General features: G+C 63.0%; 12 protein-coding genes. 7 read left to right on the top strand and 5 right to left on the bottom strand.

The features are described from left to right. Positions 1 to 160 precede the first annotated feature (160 nt). On the top strand, positions 161 to 1,561 hold the full coding sequence (gene ahcY / locus ACZ9IU_RS22590; RefSeq protein WP_038547421.1) for an adenosylhomocysteinase: 1,401 nt from the start codon (positions 161 to 163) through the stop codon (positions 1,559 to 1,561). Here ahcY and ACZ9IU_RS22585 read toward each other — a convergent pair whose 3' ends face one another. After that, on the bottom strand, positions 1,562 to 1,732 hold the full coding sequence (locus tag ACZ9IU_RS22585; protein WP_157884632.1) for a hypothetical protein: 171 nt from the start codon (positions 1,730 to 1,732) through the stop codon (positions 1,562 to 1,564). 102 nt (positions 1,733 to 1,834) lie between these two features. Here ACZ9IU_RS22585 and ACZ9IU_RS22580 point away from each other — a divergent pair, with 102 nt between their 5' ends. The 6 genes from ACZ9IU_RS22580 to trxA all read left to right on the top strand — a co-directional run bounded on the left by ACZ9IU_RS22580 (position 1,835) and on the right by trxA (position 13,830). Then, a complete protein-coding gene (locus ACZ9IU_RS22580; RefSeq protein ID WP_437179035.1) occupies positions 1,835 to 4,429 on the top strand; it encodes a PAS domain-containing sensor histidine kinase in 2,595 nt (864 codons plus the stop codon). After that, positions 4,426 to 5,937, top strand: a complete 1,512-nt coding sequence (gene tsaE / locus ACZ9IU_RS22575; protein WP_038549863.1) for a tRNA (adenosine(37)-N6)-threonylcarbamoyltransferase complex ATPase subunit type 1 TsaE — start codon at positions 4,426 to 4,428, stop codon at positions 5,935 to 5,937. The genes ACZ9IU_RS22580 and tsaE overlap by 4 nt, the downstream gene beginning before the upstream one ends. Before the next feature lie 12 nt (positions 5,938 to 5,949). Then, positions 5,950 to 6,696, top strand: coding sequence for a nucleotidyltransferase family protein (locus ACZ9IU_RS22570; RefSeq protein ID WP_038547418.1), 747 nt, complete (start codon positions 5,950 to 5,952; stop codon positions 6,694 to 6,696). Further along, a complete protein-coding gene (gene addB, locus ACZ9IU_RS22565) occupies positions 6,693 to 9,896 on the top strand; it encodes a double-strand break repair protein AddB (protein WP_038547415.1) in 3,204 nt (1,067 codons plus the stop codon). Before ACZ9IU_RS22570 ends, addB begins: the two co-directional genes overlap by 4 nt. Next, positions 9,889 to 13,437: a double-strand break repair helicase AddA gene (addA, locus tag ACZ9IU_RS22560; protein ID WP_038547412.1), complete on the top strand. Its 3,549-nt coding sequence runs from the start codon at positions 9,889 to 9,891 to the stop codon at positions 13,435 to 13,437. Before addB ends, addA begins: the two co-directional genes overlap by 8 nt. Positions 13,438 to 13,509: 72 nt before the next feature. Next, a complete protein-coding gene (gene trxA, locus ACZ9IU_RS22555) occupies positions 13,510 to 13,830 on the top strand; it encodes a thioredoxin (protein ID WP_038547409.1) in 321 nt (106 codons plus the stop codon). Positions 13,831 to 13,910: 80 nt separating this feature from the next. Here the strand turns inward: trxA and ACZ9IU_RS22550 are convergent, their stop codons facing one another. Genes ACZ9IU_RS22550 through trpB form a run of 4 tightly spaced genes read right to left on the bottom strand, consistent with a single transcriptional unit; the run spans position 13,911 to position 18,294 of the window. Beyond that, on the bottom strand, positions 13,911 to 15,263 hold the full coding sequence (locus ACZ9IU_RS22550; RefSeq protein WP_038547406.1) for a bifunctional folylpolyglutamate synthase/dihydrofolate synthase: 1,353 nt from the start codon (positions 15,261 to 15,263) through the stop codon (positions 13,911 to 13,913). A gap of 33 nt (positions 15,264 to 15,296) precedes the next feature. After that, positions 15,297 to 16,193, bottom strand: coding sequence for an acetyl-CoA carboxylase, carboxyltransferase subunit beta (gene accD, locus ACZ9IU_RS22545; protein WP_038547403.1), 897 nt, complete (start codon positions 16,191 to 16,193; stop codon positions 15,297 to 15,299). A 39-nt stretch (positions 16,194 to 16,232) separates the two neighbouring features. Beyond that, complete coding sequence (gene trpA / locus ACZ9IU_RS22540; RefSeq protein WP_038547400.1) at positions 16,233 to 17,072, bottom strand: tryptophan synthase subunit alpha; 840 nt, start codon at positions 17,070 to 17,072, stop codon at positions 16,233 to 16,235. A gap of 1 nt (position 17,073) precedes the next feature. Next, complete coding sequence (gene trpB / locus ACZ9IU_RS22535) at positions 17,074 to 18,294, bottom strand: tryptophan synthase subunit beta (RefSeq protein ID WP_038547397.1); 1,221 nt, start codon at positions 18,292 to 18,294, stop codon at positions 17,074 to 17,076. Between the last annotated feature and the right edge of the window lie 11 nt (positions 18,295 to 18,305).

Here is an 18,305-nt window from a genome sequence, read left to right as displayed (position 1 = left end):
AACCCTCCGATGACATAAACATATAAAGACCTCTTTATATCCCGTTGCCAGTTTGTAGGAAGCCTGCTAAACCGCTGGCCAGTTTCCGTCTGCCAAGGCGGGTCTTGCCACGTCCGTCGGTACCCCGCCGGAGAAGGCACCACCGAACATGGAGAGCTTTATGAGCACTGAGAAGGATTACGTCGTCGCGGATATCAATCTTGCCGCCTACGGCCGCAAGGAGCTCGACATCGCAGAAACCGAAATGCCGGGCCTGATGTCGTGCCGCGAAGAATTCGGCACAACGAAGCCGCTGAAGGGTGCCCGCATCTCGGGCTCGCTCCACATGACCATCCAGACGGCCGTTCTGATCGAGACCCTTCAGCACCTCGGTGCAGAAATCCGCTGGGCGTCCTGCAACATTTTCTCGACCCAGGACCATGCTGCTGCGGCAATCGCTGCCGCCGGCATTCCGGTCTTCGCCGTCAAGGGCGAATCTCTGACGGAATACTGGGATTATACCGACAAGATCTTCCAGTGGGCCGATGGCGGCCTCTCCAACATGATCCTCGATGATGGCGGCGACGCCACCATGTACATCCTCACCGGCGCCCGCGCCGAAGCCGGCGAAGACGTTCTTTCGAACCCGACTTCGGAAGAAGAAGAAATCCTCATCGCGCAGATCAAGAAGCGCCTCAAGGCTTCGCCTGGCTGGTTCACCAAGCAGCGCGACGCGATCAAGGGCGTTACCGAGGAAACCACGACGGGCGTGCACCGCCTTTACGAACTGTCCAAGAAGGGCCTGCTGCCCTTCCCGGCGATCAACGTCAACGACTCGGTCACCAAATCGAAGTTCGACAACAAATACGGCTGCAAGGAATCGCTGGTCGACGGCATCCGCCGCGGCACCGACGTGATGATGGCCGGCAAGGTCGCCGTGGTCTGCGGTTACGGTGACGTCGGCAAGGGTTCTGCCGCTTCGCTTGCCGGCGCCGGCGCCCGCGTCAAGGTCACCGAAGTCGACCCGATCTGCGCCCTGCAGGCTGCCATGGACGGCTTCGAAGTCGTCATCCTCGAAGACGTCGTCGACAGCGCCGACATCTTCATCACCACGACCGGCAACAAGGACGTCATCCGCATCGACCACATGCGTGCGATGAAGGACATGGCGATCGTCGGCAATATCGGCCACTTCGACAACGAAATCCAGGTCGCGGCGCTGAAGAACCTCAAGTGGACCAACGTCAAGCCGCAGGTCGACATGATCGAGTTCCCCAAGGGCAACCGCATCATCCTTCTCTCGGAAGGCCGCCTGCTCAACCTCGGCAACGCTACCGGCCATCCGTCCTTCGTGATGTCGGCTTCGTTCACCAACCAGACGCTGGCCCAGATCGAGCTTTTCACCAAGCAGGGCGAATACAAGAACGACGTCTATATCCTGCCGAAGCACCTCGACGAGAAGGTCGCCCGCCTGCATCTCGCCAAGCTCGGCGTGAAGCTGACGGAACTCTCCGACGAGCAGGCTGCCTATATCGGCGTCCCGCAGACCGGCCCGTTCAAGGCTGAACACTACCGCTATTAATCAATAGCCGGTTAATCCACAAGATATGGTAGCCGCAGCCTTGACAAAGGCTGCGGCTTCTTTTTTGGGCGCATCCCTTCCCGGCGATTCCCTAAGCAAGTATTGTTTTAGAACTTGATTCGCGCCTTCCCTGGAGCGTGATGCCGAAAGCCGCCAGCGGTTTTCGGACATCGTCGCGCTCCCACCATCTGATTGGGAGCCGTCCGGCTACGGGCAAGGCACGGAGTGGTATGTCTTGTCGATGAGCGGCAATTGGACGGAGACAGACCGGATATGTCGGTAAGAAAAATGAGCTCGTCAGAACGGGCCGATCCCCTTTGCGGCGGAGCGGAAGCTCCAGCCTTGCGTCCCTTTGCGGGGCGTTCCGGTTTCGGATCTCCAGACGGCAATGCAATCGTCGGCAGGCTTCGCCGCCTGGCGCTGTTCGGCAGCGCCTTTCTCTCGGGCACCGCCCTTTCCGGGCTCGCGACCGCGGCGCTTGCGCAGCAATCGGGTGACGCCGCCGTCCGCCTGTTTTCCTCGACGGAGGTCATCGTTTCGTCGCTGGTGATGGGCGCCCTCGGAGCTGCCCTGTTTTCCGCCATCTGGCTGGTGCGCCAGCGCGGCAATATGGAAGCCGAAACGCAGGAAATGCGCAGCGCCCTTTCCGACGCACAGCAGCGGATTTCCAAGTTCGAGGCCCTGATTGCCGACAAGAACCGCCGGATCGTCGTGTGGGAAAGCGGCTCCTCCAAGCCTGAATTCCTCGGCCAGCTGCCAGTGGAAACCGGAGCGCCGCAGCAGGACCGCGAGTTTCTCGCCTTCGGCCGCTGGATGCGCGGCAGTTCCGCCAGCGAACTCGAGAAATCGATCGAACTCCTGCGGGTAGAAGCCCGCTCCTTCGACATGGTGGTAGAAACCAACCGGGACGAAATCCTGGAAGTGCAGGGGCGCGTTTCGGGCGGCAAGGCCTTCGTCCGTTTCATCGCACTCAACAATCTGCGCGCCGAACTCGCTGAACTCAAGATCGAGCGCGAGCGGCTGACCAACTCGATCATGCTGTTCCATTCACTGCTCGACGCCATCGAGCAGCCGGTCTGGCGTCGCGATTCACACGGCAAACTGACCTGGGTCAACCATGCCTATGGCGATGCCGTGGAGGCTTCGACCCCGGCCCAGGCGATCGAGGACGGCCGCGAGTTTCTGGGTTCGATCGCCCGCGAAAAGATCAGGGCGGCAGCGACCTCCACCTCGCCTTTCCACGACCGGATTTCCACCGTGGTGCACGGCAATCGCACCATGTTCGACGTCGTCGACGTCGTCGTGCCGGGCGGTTCCACAGGCATTGCGATCGACGTTTCCGAAGTGGAAGCGGTGCGCGAGGAACTCAAGCGCACCCTGAAGAGCCACGCGGAAACGCTCGACCACCTGGCAACGCCGGTCGCTATCTTCGACGGCGACCGCCGGCTTCAGTTCTACAACCAGGCCTTCGTGCAGCTTTGGGGTTTCACGCTTCCCTTCCTCGACCAGAGGCCGGACAATAGCGAGCTGCTCGACAAGCTCAGAAGCGACGGCAAGCTGCCGGAACAGCTGAGCTGGCGGAGCTGGAAGGAAACGGCTCTTTCTGTCTACCAGTCGCCGGATACGCAGACCGACCTGTGGCACCTGCCGAACGGCCAGACGCTGCGCGTCATCGCAACCGCGCATCCGCAGGGCGGCGCTACCTGGGTGTTCGAGAACCTTACCGAACAGGTGGATCTCGAGACCCGTTACAACACGCTGGTCCAGGTCCAGGGCGAAACGATCGACCATTTGTCCGAAGGTGTCGCCGTCTTCGGGCCGGACGGACGCATCCGCCTGTCAAACCCGGCCTTCCGGGCGCTCTGGGGCATCACCGCCGAAGAATCCAAGCCGGGCACGCATATCAAGGCGATCGAGACCGCCTGCTCGCCATCCTATGACAAGCCGGACGGCTGGCGCCGCTTCGGCCAGATGCTGACCAATTTCGACGACGAGCGCCCCTCGTTGCAGGGCACGTTCGAGCTCTATTCCGGCCTGATCCTCGATTATGCCGTGACGCCGCTGCCGAACGCCCAGACAATGCTGACATTCGTCGACATGACGGCGAGTGCCAGGGCGGAACGGGCGCTCAAGGAGAAGAACGAGGCGCTGCAGAAGGCCGACGAGCTCAAGAACGATTTCGTCCAGCACGTCTCCTACGAACTGCGCTCGCCGCTGACCAATATCATCGGCTTCACCGACCTCCTGAAGACACCGGGCATCGGTACGCTGAACGAGCGCCAGTCGGAATATATCGACCATATCTCGACATCCTCGTCGGTTCTTCTGACGATCGTCAACGACATCCTCGATCTGGCGACCGTCGATGCCGGCATCATGCAGCTCAACTATTCGGAAATGGCGATAGACGACCTGCTGGACGACGTAGCGATGCAGATCGCAGATCGCCTGCACGAAAATGGCGTGGCGCTGGCGATCACTGCGCCGGCCGGGCTCGGCACCATCGTTGCCGACCAGCAGCGGCTGAAGCAGATTCTCATCAAGCTGCTCACCAATGCCACCAATTTCGCGCCAGAAGGCTCCGCCATCACGCTCAACTGCTGGCGCACCCATAGCGACGTGTTCTTCTCGGTGACCGACAAGGGCCCGGGCATTCCGGAAGATATCCTAAAAACCGTGTTCGACCGCTTCTCGGCCAATGCCAAGGGCGGCAAGCGCTCGGGCGCGGGCCTCGGCCTTTCGATCGTCGAGAGCTTCGTGACGCTGCATCACGGCGATGTCGCGATCGACAGCAAGCCTGGCCAGGGAACCACGGTTACGTGCCGCATTCCGAGCGGCACGACGGCGCGGTCCGTCGCCGCCGAATGAGTGGTGAGGCAGCTCTTACCCTGACGCTTGCCGACGAGGCCGAAACGATCCGCCTCGGCGAAGACCTGGCGCTGGCGCTGAACAAGGGCGACTGGATCGCCCTTTCCGGCGATCTCGGCGCTGGCAAATCGACCTTCGCCCGGGCCTTTTTGCGCGCGCTTGGCGATGAAGACGAGCTTGAAGTGCCGAGCCCGACCTTCACGCTGGTGCAGAGCTACGAGCTACGCATCCCAGTCGCGCATTTCGATCTCTATCGGCTTGGCGATGCCTCGGAACTCGACGAGCTCGGTTTCGACGAGGCACTTTCCAGCGGCATCTGCCTGGTGGAATGGCCGGAAGTCGCCGACGCGTTGCTGCCGCAGGCCCGCATTCAGCTCAAGCTCGAACAGAGCGGCAGCGGCCGGACCGCGACGATCACGGCACCGGAGGCGCAGATGCAGCGCATTCGCCGCGTGCTGGCGATCCGGGAATTTCTCGACAGCCACGGTTACCCCGGCGCCCGGCGGCGTTTCCTCACCGGCGACGCCTCGACCCGCGCCTATGAGAGCGTAAAAATCGCAAACGGCGAAACGTTGATCCTGATGGACTGGCCGCGCCCGGCGCAAGGCCCGCCGGTTCTCGACGGAAAGCCCTATCCCAAGGTCGCGCATCTGGCGGAAGACCCCTACCCCTTCGTGGCGATCGACGAATACCTGCGCGAACTGGGACTTGCGGCGCCGGAAGTGCTGCATGTCGATTACGACCAGGGCATCCTACTGATCGAAAATCTCGGCGAGGAGGGAGCCGTCGACGAAGACGGCAATCCTGTCGAGGAACGTTACCGCGAAAGCATCGTGTGCCTCGCCTTCCTGCACAGCCACGAGATGCGACAGGACCTGCCGGTCGGCGACGGCCATATCCACCATATTCCCGATTTCGACCCGACGGCGATGAAGATGGAGGCGCGGCTCCTCGTTGACTGGCACCTGCCGTGGAAACGCGGAACGCCGGCGACTGACGAGGAACGGCAGGAATATCTGGCGATCTGGGACAATCTGATCCGCGAGCTTGACGGCGTCGAGAAAAACCTGCTGCTGCGCGATTTCCATTCGCCCAATATCATCTGGCGGCCGCATGAATCGGGCGTGCGACGCGTCGGCCTGATCGACTTCCAGGATGCGATGATCGGCCCGACCGCCTACGACCTCGCCTCTATCGTCCAGGACGCCCGCGTCGACATCCCGAAGGCACTCGCCGATCAGCTGATGCTGGATTACGTGACGCTTCGCCGCGCACTCGGAGCCTTCGACGAGCCGACCTTCCTCAAGGCTTGGGCGATCATGGCTGCGCAGCGCAACTGCAAACTCGCCGGCCTTTGGGTGCGGCTCTTGCAGCGGGATGGCAAGCCGGGCTATCTGAAGCACATGCCGCGGACGCTCCGCCATCTCGCGACGGCGCTGAGCCACGATGTGCTCGCCCCCTTGCGCGATTGGTGCCGTCGGGCTGGAATAGAACTGCCCGAATCATAATTACGGTTGCCGATGACCATTCAACGAGCCCCGATCAAACAGGCGATGGTGCTTGCCGCAGGGCTCGGCACCCGTATGCGGCCGATCACCAACACGATGCCGAAGCCGCTGGTGCCGGTCGCCGGCAAGCCGATGATCGATTATGTGCTGGATTCGCTGAGAGAGGCTGGCGTCGAGCGCGCCGTCGTCAATGTGCACCACTTCGCCGACCAGATGGCGGCGCATCTCGAAGCTTATCAGGGCCTCGAAATCCTGATCTCCGACGAGCGCGACGCGCTGATGAATAATGGCGGCGGCATCGTGAAGGGACTGAAGCTTCTCGATCGCAGCACGGTTTTCGTCATGAATGCCGACCTCTTCTGGATCGGCGAGACACCCGGCAAGCCGACCAACCTGCGGCACCTGGCGGAGTTCTTCGATCCGGAGCGCATGGACATGGCGATGCTCTGCGTCGATATCGACAACACGACCGGGCACAATGGTATCAACGATTTCGGCATGGATGCGGATGGCCGGTTGAGGCGTTACCGGGATGATCCGGCCAACCCGGTCGTTTATGCTGGCGCCTTCGCGATGAGCCCGTCCTTTCTGGACGACGCGCCGTCCGACGCCTTCAACATCAATATCTATTTCGACAAGGCGATCGCCCGCGGCCGGCTCTACGGTACCATGCTCGACGGCCACTGGATCACCGTCGGCACGCCGGAAGCGCTGCCGGAAGCCGAAGCGGTGATCGCGCGTTATCCGGTGGAGGCATGACCACGTTATCCGGCAAGAAGCGGGTGTTTTCGATCCCCGCCGGAGCGCCGTTCCTCAAGACCGTGGCGCAGACACTCTGCGACGGCCGGCTCAACGAGACCTTCCGCTATGATGCGGCCGATCCACTTTCGCTCGCCGATGTGACCATCTACGTGCCGACGCGACGGTCTGCCCGCGTGCTACGCTCGGAATTCGTCGATCTGCTCGGTGGCCGCTCGGCGATCCTGCCGGTCATCCGGCCGCTTGGTGAAACCGACGACGACAGCGGTTATTTCGATCTCGTAGCACCTGAGGAGATGGACCTGGCGCTGCCGATCGGCGGCACCGCGCGCCTGCTCGAACTCGGCCGGCTGATCCTTGCCTGGCGCAACCAGCTTCCGAAAATCGTGCTCGACGTGCACTCGGAATCACCGCTCGTCGCACCCGCCAGCCCAGCCGATGCCATATGGCTCGCCCGGGCGCTCGCCGAACTCATCGACGCGGTCGAAACCGAAGAACGCGACTGGGCTGATCTCAAGAAGCTCGATACCGGGGAACATGCGCTCTGGTGGCAGCTGACCGCGGAGTTCCTGTCGATCGCCAGTGCCTTCTGGCCTATCCGCCTCGAAGAACTACGCCGTTCTTCGCCGGCAAAACACCAGGCGGCGATCCTGCGCGGCGAGGCAAGGCGGATTTCGTCCAGGGATCACAAGGGACCGGTGATCGTCGCGGGTTCGACCGGCTCCGTGCCGGCGGCTGCCGATCTGATCGCCGCGATCTCCAACCTTCCGAACGGCACCGTCGTGCTGCCGGGGCTCGATCTTTCGATGCCGGCGGATCAATGGGCGATGATCGGCGAAGAGGCCTTTGACGGCAAACCCGAACCCGCCAGCCGCAGCCATTCGCAGTTCGGCCTGTCACGGCTGCTTAAAAAACTCGGCGTGATGCGGGAAGACGTGGAAGTCCTCGGCGAGGTGCCCGACGATCTCGCCTTCCGCGCCGAAGCGCTCTCCCAGGCGCTGGTGCCCGCCAAGGCGACGGACCGCTGGAGCACCTGGCGGGACAGCGCCGACCCCTCCCTCCTGGCCCAGGCCTTTGCCGATGTCTCGCTGATCGAAGCCTCGAACGAACGCGAGGAGGCTGTCGCAATCGCCATCGCGCTTCGGCTGGCACTCGAACAGCCGGGCAGGCAAGGCGGCGAGAGCCAGGCGGCACTGATCACACCCGATCGTGCGCTTGCCCGCCGGGTCACCGCCGAGCTTTCCCGTTTCGGCCTGCTCGCCGACGATTCCGCCGGTTCGCCGCTGTCCGGCACGCCGCAGGGCACGCTGGCCCAGCTTCTGCTCGAAGCGACGCTTCGGCCGGGCGACCCCGTGGCGATCGTCGCGCTGATCAAGCACCCGCTGATGCGCCTCGGCCTGCCGGCAGCGGAGCTGCGATCGGCCGTCGAAGCGCTCGAAATCCTGGCGCTGCGCGGCGGCCTCGGCGACATGGACATTTCGGCGTTGGAGCCGTTGCTGGAAATCCAGCTTGCCGCCCAGCTCGAAGACAGGCATGCGCCACGCTGGCGGCTATCGCTGCCGGCCGATGCCGCCGGTAGGGCGCGCGATCTTGCGCATCGGCTGGCGAATGCGGTCGAGCCGCTCGCCTCCGCCCTCGTCCGCCGCCGGCCGGATGGGCGCGGCCTTACGGCAAAACTCACGCTATCCGAATGGGCCGAACGCACCGGCCGCGCGCTTGAAGCGATCTGCATCGATGAACGGCGGGATCTTGCGGCCCTCTGGTCTGGCGAGGCTGGCGAACGGCTGGCCGGGCTGCTCTCCGAAGTCATCGATACCGACGGGCAGATGGAGGCGGACGGTCCGCAGTGGATCGATATCGTCATGGCGCTGACAACAGGCGAGGCGGTAAAGCCCCGTTCGCTGAGCCATCCGCGCATCTTCATCTTCGGCACGCTCGAAGCCCGGCTGCAGAGCGTCGATACGATGATCCTCGGCGGGCTCAACGAAGGATCCTGGCCGGGGCAGACGGTCAACAACCCGTTCCTGTCCCGCACCATGAAGACCGATATGGGCCTGGAACCGCCGGAACGCCGGATCGGCCAGCTTGCCCACGATTTCGAGATGGCCTGTGGGACGCGGCATCTGATCCTTTCGCGCTCGATGCGCCAAGGATCGACGCCGACGGTCGCCTCGCGCTGGCTGCAGAGGCTGCTTGCGCTGGGTGGACGGCAGTTTGCGGACGACCTCCGGACGCGCGGCCATCAGTACCGCGATTGGGCTTCGATGATCGATGCCGGCGAAAACCAGCCGGTCGCCAGACGCCCGGCCCCGAAGCCGCCGGCGGATCTGCACCCGACGAAATATTCCTTCAGCGAGGTCGGGCGCCTGCGCCGTGACCCGTATTCGATCTATGCCCGCCGTATCCTGAAGCTCGATCCGCTCGCTCCGTTCAACCGCGATCCCGGCGCCTCCGAACGCGGCACGCTCTATCATGCAATCATCGACCGCTACACCCGTGAAGGCCATAAACCCGGTACGCCTGCCGCAAGGGAAGCGATGCGCCGGATTACCGAGGAATTGTTCGACGCCGAACAGCTGCCAACCCATATCGACCGCGTCTGGCGGCCCCGGTTTGTCGAAGTCGCCCGTGCCTTCCTGGATTGGGAAGTTGAGCGGGCGCCGGATATCCGCAGGACGATGACGGAAGTCGGCGCCGGCTGGGAGCTGGAGCCAGCCGGTATCCGCGTCACTGGTATCGCGGACCGGATCGATATCAAGGGATCGGGTCTCGCCGATCTCATCGACTACAAGACCGGTCTCAACCCGTCGGTATCCCAGGCTCGGGCGCTGCTCGATCCGCAGCTCGGGCTTGAGGCGGCAGCGCTCAGAGCCGGAGCTTTCAAGGATGCGGGGCCATTGACGCCCGACCAGCTGCTCTATGTCCGGCTGCGTCCCGGCGACCGGTTCCGGGAAGACAAAGTCAACAACGAGGGTTCGAGCGCGACGGCCAAGCGGCAACCGAAATCGGCGATCGATCTGGCCGACGAATCGATCGAACAGCTCACCCGCTTCGTGATCACGCTGCGCAATGGCGAAGCCGGCTTCGCATCGCGGCTCGTGCCGATGGCCCAGAATGATTTCGGCGGCGAATACGACCATCTCGCGCGCGTCGCCGAATGGTCGACGGCCGACGACGAGGAGGCGGAAGCCGATGAGTGACCTGGCTCCCGAGGGTGACGATCCGCTCAAGTGGATCGATTGGACGACGGTGCAGCAATCGCTTGCCTCCGATCCGATCAGTTCCGCCTGGGTTTCGGCCAATGCCGGTTCCGGCAAGACGCATGTGCTGACCCAGCGGGTCATCCGGCTGCTGCTCGCCGGCTGCCGCCCCTCGTCGATCCTCTGCCTCACCTATACCAAGGCCGCGGCATCGGAAATGTCGAACCGCGTCTTCCAGCGGCTTTCGGAATGGACGGTGCTTTCCGACGACGAGCTGCGCAAGCGGATCGCCGGCATCGAAGGTGCTGAGCCGGATTCGCTGAAACTTGCCGAAGCGCGGCGGCTGTTCGCCAAGGCTCTGGAAACGCCGGGCGGGTTGAAGATCCAGACGATCCACGCGTTCTGCGAAGCGCTGCTGCACCAGTTTCCGCTCGAAGCCAATGTCGCCGGGCATTTTTCTGTGCTTGACGACCGCGCCGCCTCCGCCCTGCTCGCCGATGCGCGGCGCTCGCTGCTGACGGCGACCTCTGCGGAAGAAGACCCGGTGCTGGCCGAAGCCTTTGCGCACGTGCTGGATCTCGGCGACGAATTCGGGCTGGAAACGCTGCTCGGCGATATCATCGCCAACCGCACCGCGATCCGCCGTTTCATCGCCCATGCGGAGCGCCATGGCGGCATCGGCGTCGAACTGAAGCGCGCCCTGGGGCTTGGGCCAGCCGACACGGAAGACAGTATCGCTGCCGGTTACTGGCCCCTGCCCGGACTTTCCGGCCTGACGCTCGATCTTTATCTGGCGCTTGCCGACCAGAAGGGCGGGCAGAAGGTCACGGAGGTCGCTTACGGCCTTCGGCTGGTCGCCAAGGAGCCAGATGTCCTGAAGCGGGCCCAGCATCTCGACCAGATTTTCCTGACCCGCGAGGGTAAGCCGAAGGCCGACAGTTCGCTGATCGCCAAGGCGATGACGACGACGGCGCCGGAACTTGCCGATGCGATCGCCGCTGCCCGTGCCCATGTCGTCGCTTGTCGCGACCGGCTGCGGCTGGTCCGGATGTTCCTCGCGACTAAGGCGGCGCTGACGCTGGCGCAACGCCTCAACGACGATTACGAGGACCTCAAGAAACAACGCAGTCTGCTCGACTTCGAGGACCTGATCGCCCGCACCGCCGATCTTCTAACCCGCGATGGCGTCGGCGCCTGGGTGCATTACAAGCTCGACCAGGGCATCGACCACATCCTCGTCGACGAAGCGCAGGACACCAGCCCGATCCAGTGGACGGTGATCAAGTCGCTGGCGGAGGATTTCTATTCCGGCGCCAGCGCCCGCGAGACCCGCCGCACCATCTTCGCAGTCGGCGACGAAAAACAGTCGATCTATTCCTTCCAAGGCGCCCGGCCGGAGCGGTTTGCGGAAGAACGCAGCGAAACGGAAAAACGGGTGCGGGCCAGCGACCAGGCCTTCCACTCAGTGCGGCTGCCCCTCTCCTTCCGCTCCACGGCCGATGTGCTCGCAGCCGTCGACCAGGTGTTTTCTCTGGAGGAGAATTTTCGGGGCCTCAGCGCGCTGGGCGAACCGGTGCAGCACCGCTCCAACCGGATCGGCCACCCGGGCGCTGTCGATCTCTGGGACGTGGTAGTGCCGGAAGTCGCCGAACAGGAGGAAGACTGGACGGCGCCATTCGATTCGACGCCCGACAAGGCGCCTTCCGCCATTCTCGCCGGCCGGATCGCCAATCGGATCGAGGAGATGATCGGCAAGGAAACGATCATCGAAAAGGGCGTCGAGCGGCCGATCGAGGCCGGCGATATCCTCGTTCTGATCCGCAAGCGAGATGCTTTCGTCAACGCGCTGACCCGGGCGCTGAAACGCCGCGACAATATTCCCGTCGCCGGCGCCGATCGGTTGCGGCTGACGAGCCATATCGCCGTGCAGGATCTCCTGGCGCTCGGTCGTTTCCTGCTTTTGCCGCAGGACGACCTTTCGCTGGCGGCGCTGCTCAAAAGCCCGCTCTTCAATCTCTCGGAAGAGGACGTCTTCGAAGTCGCGGCGCGGCGAGCGGAGAACATCAGCGCCTGGGCACAGCTCAACCGGTTGAGTGAGGAACAGCCGCTCCGGTTCCGCGATGCGGCCGACCGGCTTCAGGACCTTCTCAGCCTCTCGCGGCAGCTCAGCCCGCACGATCTGTTTGCCCGGATTCTCGGCACGCAGGGCGGGCGGCGGAAATTCCTGGGCCGGCTCGGGACCGAGGCAGGCGACATTCTCGACGAGTTCCTGACCTTTGCGCTCGACCACGAAACCAATGGACTGCCGGGCCTGCAGGCGTTCATTTCGACCCTGGAGATCGAGTCGCCGGAGGTGAAGCGCGAGCAGGACGGCGGCCGCAACGAGGTGCGGATCATGACCGTGCACGCTTCCAAGGGGCTGGAAGCGCCGGTGGTGTTCTTGGTCGACAGCGGCTCGAAGGCATTCATCTCCTCGCATGTGCCGAAATTCCGGCTGCTCCGGATCGGTGGTGACAGCGTGCCGGCCTGGGTTCCGGGCAAGATGCTGACCAATGCGATGACATCAGCCGATGACGATCGGATCAGGACTTCGACCGAGGAGGAATATCGCCGGCTGCTTTATGTCGGCATGACGCGAGCCGCCGACCGGCTGATCGTCTGCGGCTATCGCGGCAAGATCGACAATCCGGATACCTGGCAGTCGATGATCTCCAAGGCGCTTGCCGCTGACGAACACCATTGCAGCGCGGTGGAATTTCAGGGTTCGGACGACCAATGGGGCGGTTTCAAATGGCGGCTTCCGGCCGCTCCCGGACAGACGCCGAAGGCAACGCACAAGGAGGCGGCGGCAACGGACAGAAAGCCGCTTCCCACGGCCCTCTCTCGTCCCCTGCCGGCGCAAAAGATCCTGCCGCGGCCGCTCAGCCCTTCCGGCGCCGGCACGATGATCGATGACGACGCGGATGACCTGATCGTCACATCGCCGCTGTTCGCCACTGACCAGAAGGACAGTGCCGGGCTGGCGCTGCAGAAGGGCAAGCTGGTCCACCGCATGCTGCAGATGCTGACGGATTTCCCTGAGGCCGAACGTGCCTCTGCCGCCCGGCGGTATGCGGACCGTGCGGCCCGTTTCTGGCCGGTGGCGGAGCGCGAAAAGCTCGTCGCCAGCGTCATGTCGGTGCTTTCGCATGCCGAACTCGGGCCGGTCTTTTCGCAGCGCAGCCAGTCGGAAGTCTCGATCATGGGCACGCTGGCGCTGGAAGGCCGTGACTACGCGATCTCCGGCCGCATCGACCGGCTGGTGGTGACCGAGAACCGGGTGATCATCCTCGACTACAAGACCAATCGCGTACCGCCGAAAACGTTGGAGGACGTGCCGCTTTCGCATCGAGCTCAGCTTGCCATCTATTGCGAAATCCTGCGGCCGCTTTATCCGGCGAAAAGTTTCGAATGCGTGCTGGTCTATACCGAGTCGGCGCAAGTGGTTACGCTGCCCGCGGAACTGCTGTCACGCTCGCTTGCGGAACTCAAAACAAAGTGAGATAGCGGCCATTGAAAACTTTGAGCGGGAAGCTCACATTTACACCAACAGAGAATCGTGAAGGAGAGCCCTATGGCTACCGTTAAAGTCGATAACAGCAACTTTCAAGCCGAAGTCCTCGATGCAGCCGAACCGGTGATCGTGGATTTCTGGGCTGAATGGTGCGGCCCCTGCAAAATGATCGGTCCGAGCCTCGAAGAAATTTCGAACGAGCTCGCCGGCAAGGTGAAGGTCGTAAAGCTGAATATCGACGAAAATCCTGAACTGGCTGCCCAGTTCGGCGTGCGCTCGATCCCGACGCTTGCCATGTTCAAGGGTGGCGAAGTGGCCGACATCAAGGTTGGCGCCGCTCCGAAGACCGCCCTTTCGGCCTGGATTTCCAGCGCCGCCTAACTTCCAGTCGCATGCCCGCATAAAAAAGCCCGGCTGATCCCTGCAGCCGGGCTTTTTCTATGTCGGTCTCGCCCTTCCCGTCAGGTCGGCGGGGTACCGTTGTCGGCCAGTACATTGCCGGCGAAATAAAGCGAACCGCCGATCAGGATGCGCGGTGGCGGAGCGCCCGGCACCTGGCGGCGGGCGATTTCCTGCAACGCCTCGGCCGTGGAGCCGGCGGGCTCGGCCACAAGGCCCGCATCGAAGGCGGCATGGGCAAGAACCACCGGGTCGAGACCCGATTCGCTGCCGCGGATGCGCACGGTGAAGACGTGTTCGGCGATATCGGCAAAGGCACGGAAATAGCCGATCGGGTCCTTGGTGTTGATCATGCCGGCAATGATGTAAAGCGGCCGGGCCTGGCGTTCCTCGAAGGATGCCATTGCCTCGGCGATCACCTCGCCGGCACCGGGATTGTGCCCGCCATCCAGCCAGATTTCGGAGCCTTCGGGCGCATATTGCAGCAGTTTGCCTTCGGTCAGCTTCTGGAGGCGGGCCGGCCATTCGACGGTCGCCATCGCCTTTTCCATCATCGCTTCGGTGACGGTAAAACCGGCCGCCTTGACGGCGCGGATGGCGGCGGCGGCATTGGCGTATTGGTGACGCCCCGGCAGGCGTGGCAAAGGCAGGTCGGCAAGACCGAACTCATCCTGATAGATCAGCCGGCCGAATTCCTCATGGGCCGAAAATTCCTGGCCATAAACGGCGGTCGGACAGCCGAGCCGTTCTGCAGTCGAAACCAGTACATCACGGGCCGCTTCGAATTCCTGATGGCCGATGACGACGGGACGGCCGCGCTTCATGATTCCCGCCTTCTCGGCGGCAATCAGTTCGACGCGGTCGCCGAGATAGGCCTGGTGGTCGAGCGAGATCGGCATGATGACCGAAACCGCAGGATCTGAAATGACATTGGTGGCATCGAAACGACCGCCGAGGCCGACTTCGAGGATCACCGCATCGCCAGGCTGTTCGGAGAACAGGAGGAAAGTCGCCGCTGTGAGGATCTCGAAGACGGTAATCATCTGGCCGTTATTGGCCGCCGCGATGCGTCGTAACGCATCCGCCAGCATCTCGTCGCCGACGATCTGGCTGCGGCCGCCCTTGACGCCGATTCGATAACGTTCATGCCAGTTGACGAGATGCGGGGACGTGTGGACATGCGTGGCGTAACCGCCTGCCTCGAGCAGGGCACGGCAGAAGGCGGTCACGGAGCCCTTGCCATTGGTGCCGGCCACATGGATGACGCGCGGCAGCTTCCTGTGCGGATTGCCGAGTATCTCGAGCAGGCGGGTGATCCTGTCGAGCGAAAGATCGAAACCCTTCGGATGAAGGGTCATCAGTCGTTCAATTTCCCGCTCGGCCTCGCTCACAACGGGCTCGTTCATGGTGGTCATCCCGCCGCTCCGGCTCTCGATGCTCTCTCTCGGTCAAGCGCTGAGCGCGATGGGCGCCGGAAGCACTTCCTGAACAGGCTGTTTCGTCAGCATCTTCAGGATCTTGGCCAGTGTCGATGGAATCTCGTGGCGCTTTACCACCATATCGACCATGCCATGCTCCAGCAGGTATTCCGACGTCTGGAAGCCTTCAGGCAGCTTTTCGCGCAGCGTCTGTTCGATGACGCGCTTGCCGGCAAAGCCGATTTCGGCGCCGGGCTCGGCAATATGGACATCACCCAGCATGGCGTAGGAGGCGGTGACGCCGCCGGTCGTCGGGTTGGTGAGCACGACGATATAAGGCAGGCCTGCTTCCTTCAGCATGTCGACCGCAACCGTGGTGCGCGGAAGCTGCATCAGCGACAGGATGCCTTCCTGCATGCGAGCGCCGCCGGAGGCCGGGAAGATCACCAGCGGGCATTTTTCGGTGAGTGCTCGTTCGCAAGCCCGGACGATCGCCTCACCAGCCGCCATGCCGAGCGAACCGCCGATAAAGTTGAATTCATGCACGACGGCGACCAGCTTCAGGCCCTGGACCTCGCCGAGGCCGGCGAGAATCGTGTCTTCCTGCTCGGTCTTGACGCGACTATCCTTCAGGCGATCGGCATAACGCTTGGAATCGCGGAATTTCAGCGGATCCTGGGCGACCTTCGGCTGCGGCAGCGCCTCGAAGACACCGCCGTCGAAAAGATCGACGAGGCGGGCCTTGGCCGGCATCTTCATGTGGAAGCCGGAAGCGGGGATGACCCACTTGTTCTCTTCCAGGTCCTTATGAAAGACCATCTCGCCGGTTTCCGGGCACTTGATCCAGAGATTTTCCGGAACGTCCCGGTTGGGACGACCGAGCATGGAGTTGATGCGCGGCCGGACGTAATTGGTGATCCAGTTCACTTGGCGTACTCCCGATTAACTGAAGCCTAATGTGGGAAACTATTCGGCGGCAACAAGGCGGGCAGCGCGCACGCCGGTTGCAAGACCGCGAACCAGGGTTGCGACCGCAGCGACGGTATCCGGACCAGCCTTGCCATCCTTGGTGAGGCTTCCGGCGATCTGGCTGACGATTGCCGAGCCGACAACGACGCCATCCGCCGCAGCGCCGATTGCCTTGGCGTGATCCGCGGTCTTGACGCCGAAACCGACGCAGACCGGCAGAGCCGTGTGGCCCTTGATGCGCTTGACGGCTCCGCCGATCAGCGACGGATCCGGAAGGGCCGATCCGGTAATGCCGTTCATCGAGACGTAATAGACGAAACCCGATGTGTTCTTGAGAACGGCCGGAAGGCGCTTGTCGTCGGTGGTCGGGGTGGCGAGGCGGATGAAGTTGACGCCCTTGGCCAGTGCCGGGATGCAAAGCTCGTCATCCATTTCCGGCGGCAGATCGACGACGATCAGGCCGTCGATGCCCGACGCAATCACGTCATCGAGGAATCTCTCGACGCCGTAGACGTATATCGGGTTGTAGTAACCCATCATCACGATCGGCGTCTCGGTATCGGTTTCGCGGAAACTGGCCGCAAGCTTGAGCGTCTTTGCAAGCGTCTGGCCGCCCTTCAGGGCGCGCTGACCGGCCATCTGGACCGCCGGGCCATCGGCCATCGGGTCGGAAAACGGCATGCCGAGCTCGATGAGATCGGCACCGGCATCAGGCAATGCCTTCATGATGCCGAGCGAGGTCTCGAAATCCGGATCGCCGCCCATGATATAGGTGATCAGCGCGGGGCGACCCTCGGCCTTCAGGGCCGCGAAACGTTTGTCCATACGAGCGGTCATATCAAAGCTCCATGCCGAGAATCTTGCCGACGGTGAAGATGTCCTTGTCTCCACGGCCCGACAGATTCATCAGGATGATTTCGTCCTTGCCCATCTTCGGGGCGCGCTTGATCACTTCGGCGAGCGCATGGCTCGGCTCCAGCGCCGGGATGATGCCTTCGAGACGGGTCAGCATCTGGAAGGCGTCGAGCGCTTCGTCGTCCATGATCGGCACGTATTCGGCGCGGCCGATGGAATGCAGCCAGCTATGCTCCGGACCGATGCCCGGGTAATCGAGGCCGGCCGAAATCGAATGGCCTTCGAGGATCTGGCCGTCGCCATCCTGCAGCAGATAGGTGCGGTTTCCATGCAGGACGCCCGGCGATCCGGCAGTGATCGAGGCGCAATGATCGACGCCCTGGAGGCCACGGCCGCCAGCTTCGACGCCGACGATCCGGACGCTTTTGTCGTCCAGGAACGGATGGAAGATGCCGATCGCGTTCGAACCGCCGCCAACGGCGGCGATGACGACATCCGGCAGCCTGCCTTCGGCTTCCAGCAACTGGGCGCGGGCTTCGGTGCCGATCACCGACTGGAAGTCGCGGACCATTTCCGGATAGGGATGCGGGCCGGCGGCGGTGCCGATCAGGTAATAGGTGTCGTCGACATTGGTGACCCAGTCACGCAACGCCTCGTTCATGGCGTCCTTCAGCGTGCCGTGACCGGCAGTCACCGGACGAACTTCAGCACCGAGGAGCTTCATGCGGAAAACGTTCGGCGCCTGGCGCTGAACGTCGGTCGCACCCATGTAGACGACGCAAGGGAAACCGAAGCGGGCGGCAACGGTCGCCGACGCGACGCCATGCTGGCCGGCGCCGGTCTCGGCGATGATTCGGGTCTTGCCCATGCGCTTGGCGAGCAGGATTTGGCCAATGCAGTTGTTGATCTTGTGCGAACCGGTATGGTTCAGCTCTTCGCGCTTGAAATAGATCTTGGCGCCGCCGAGATGTTCGGTCAGACGCTCGGCGAAATAAAGCGGGCTCGGACGGCCGATGTAATGGGCGCCGAGATCAGCCAGTTCCTTCTGGAAGGAGGGATCGTTCTTCGCCTTTTCCCATTCGCCCTGGAGATCCAGGATCAGCGGCATCAGCGTTTCGGCGACAAAGCGCCCGCCGAAAATACCGAAACGGCCATCCTCGTCGGGGCCGGCACGGAACGAATTGGGTTGTGGCGTCTCGTTCACTCTCTACTCCC

It is taken from the genome of Mesorhizobium sp. USDA 4132, assembly GCF_056279545.1.
This window is presented reverse-complemented; position numbering and strand designations above follow the sequence as displayed.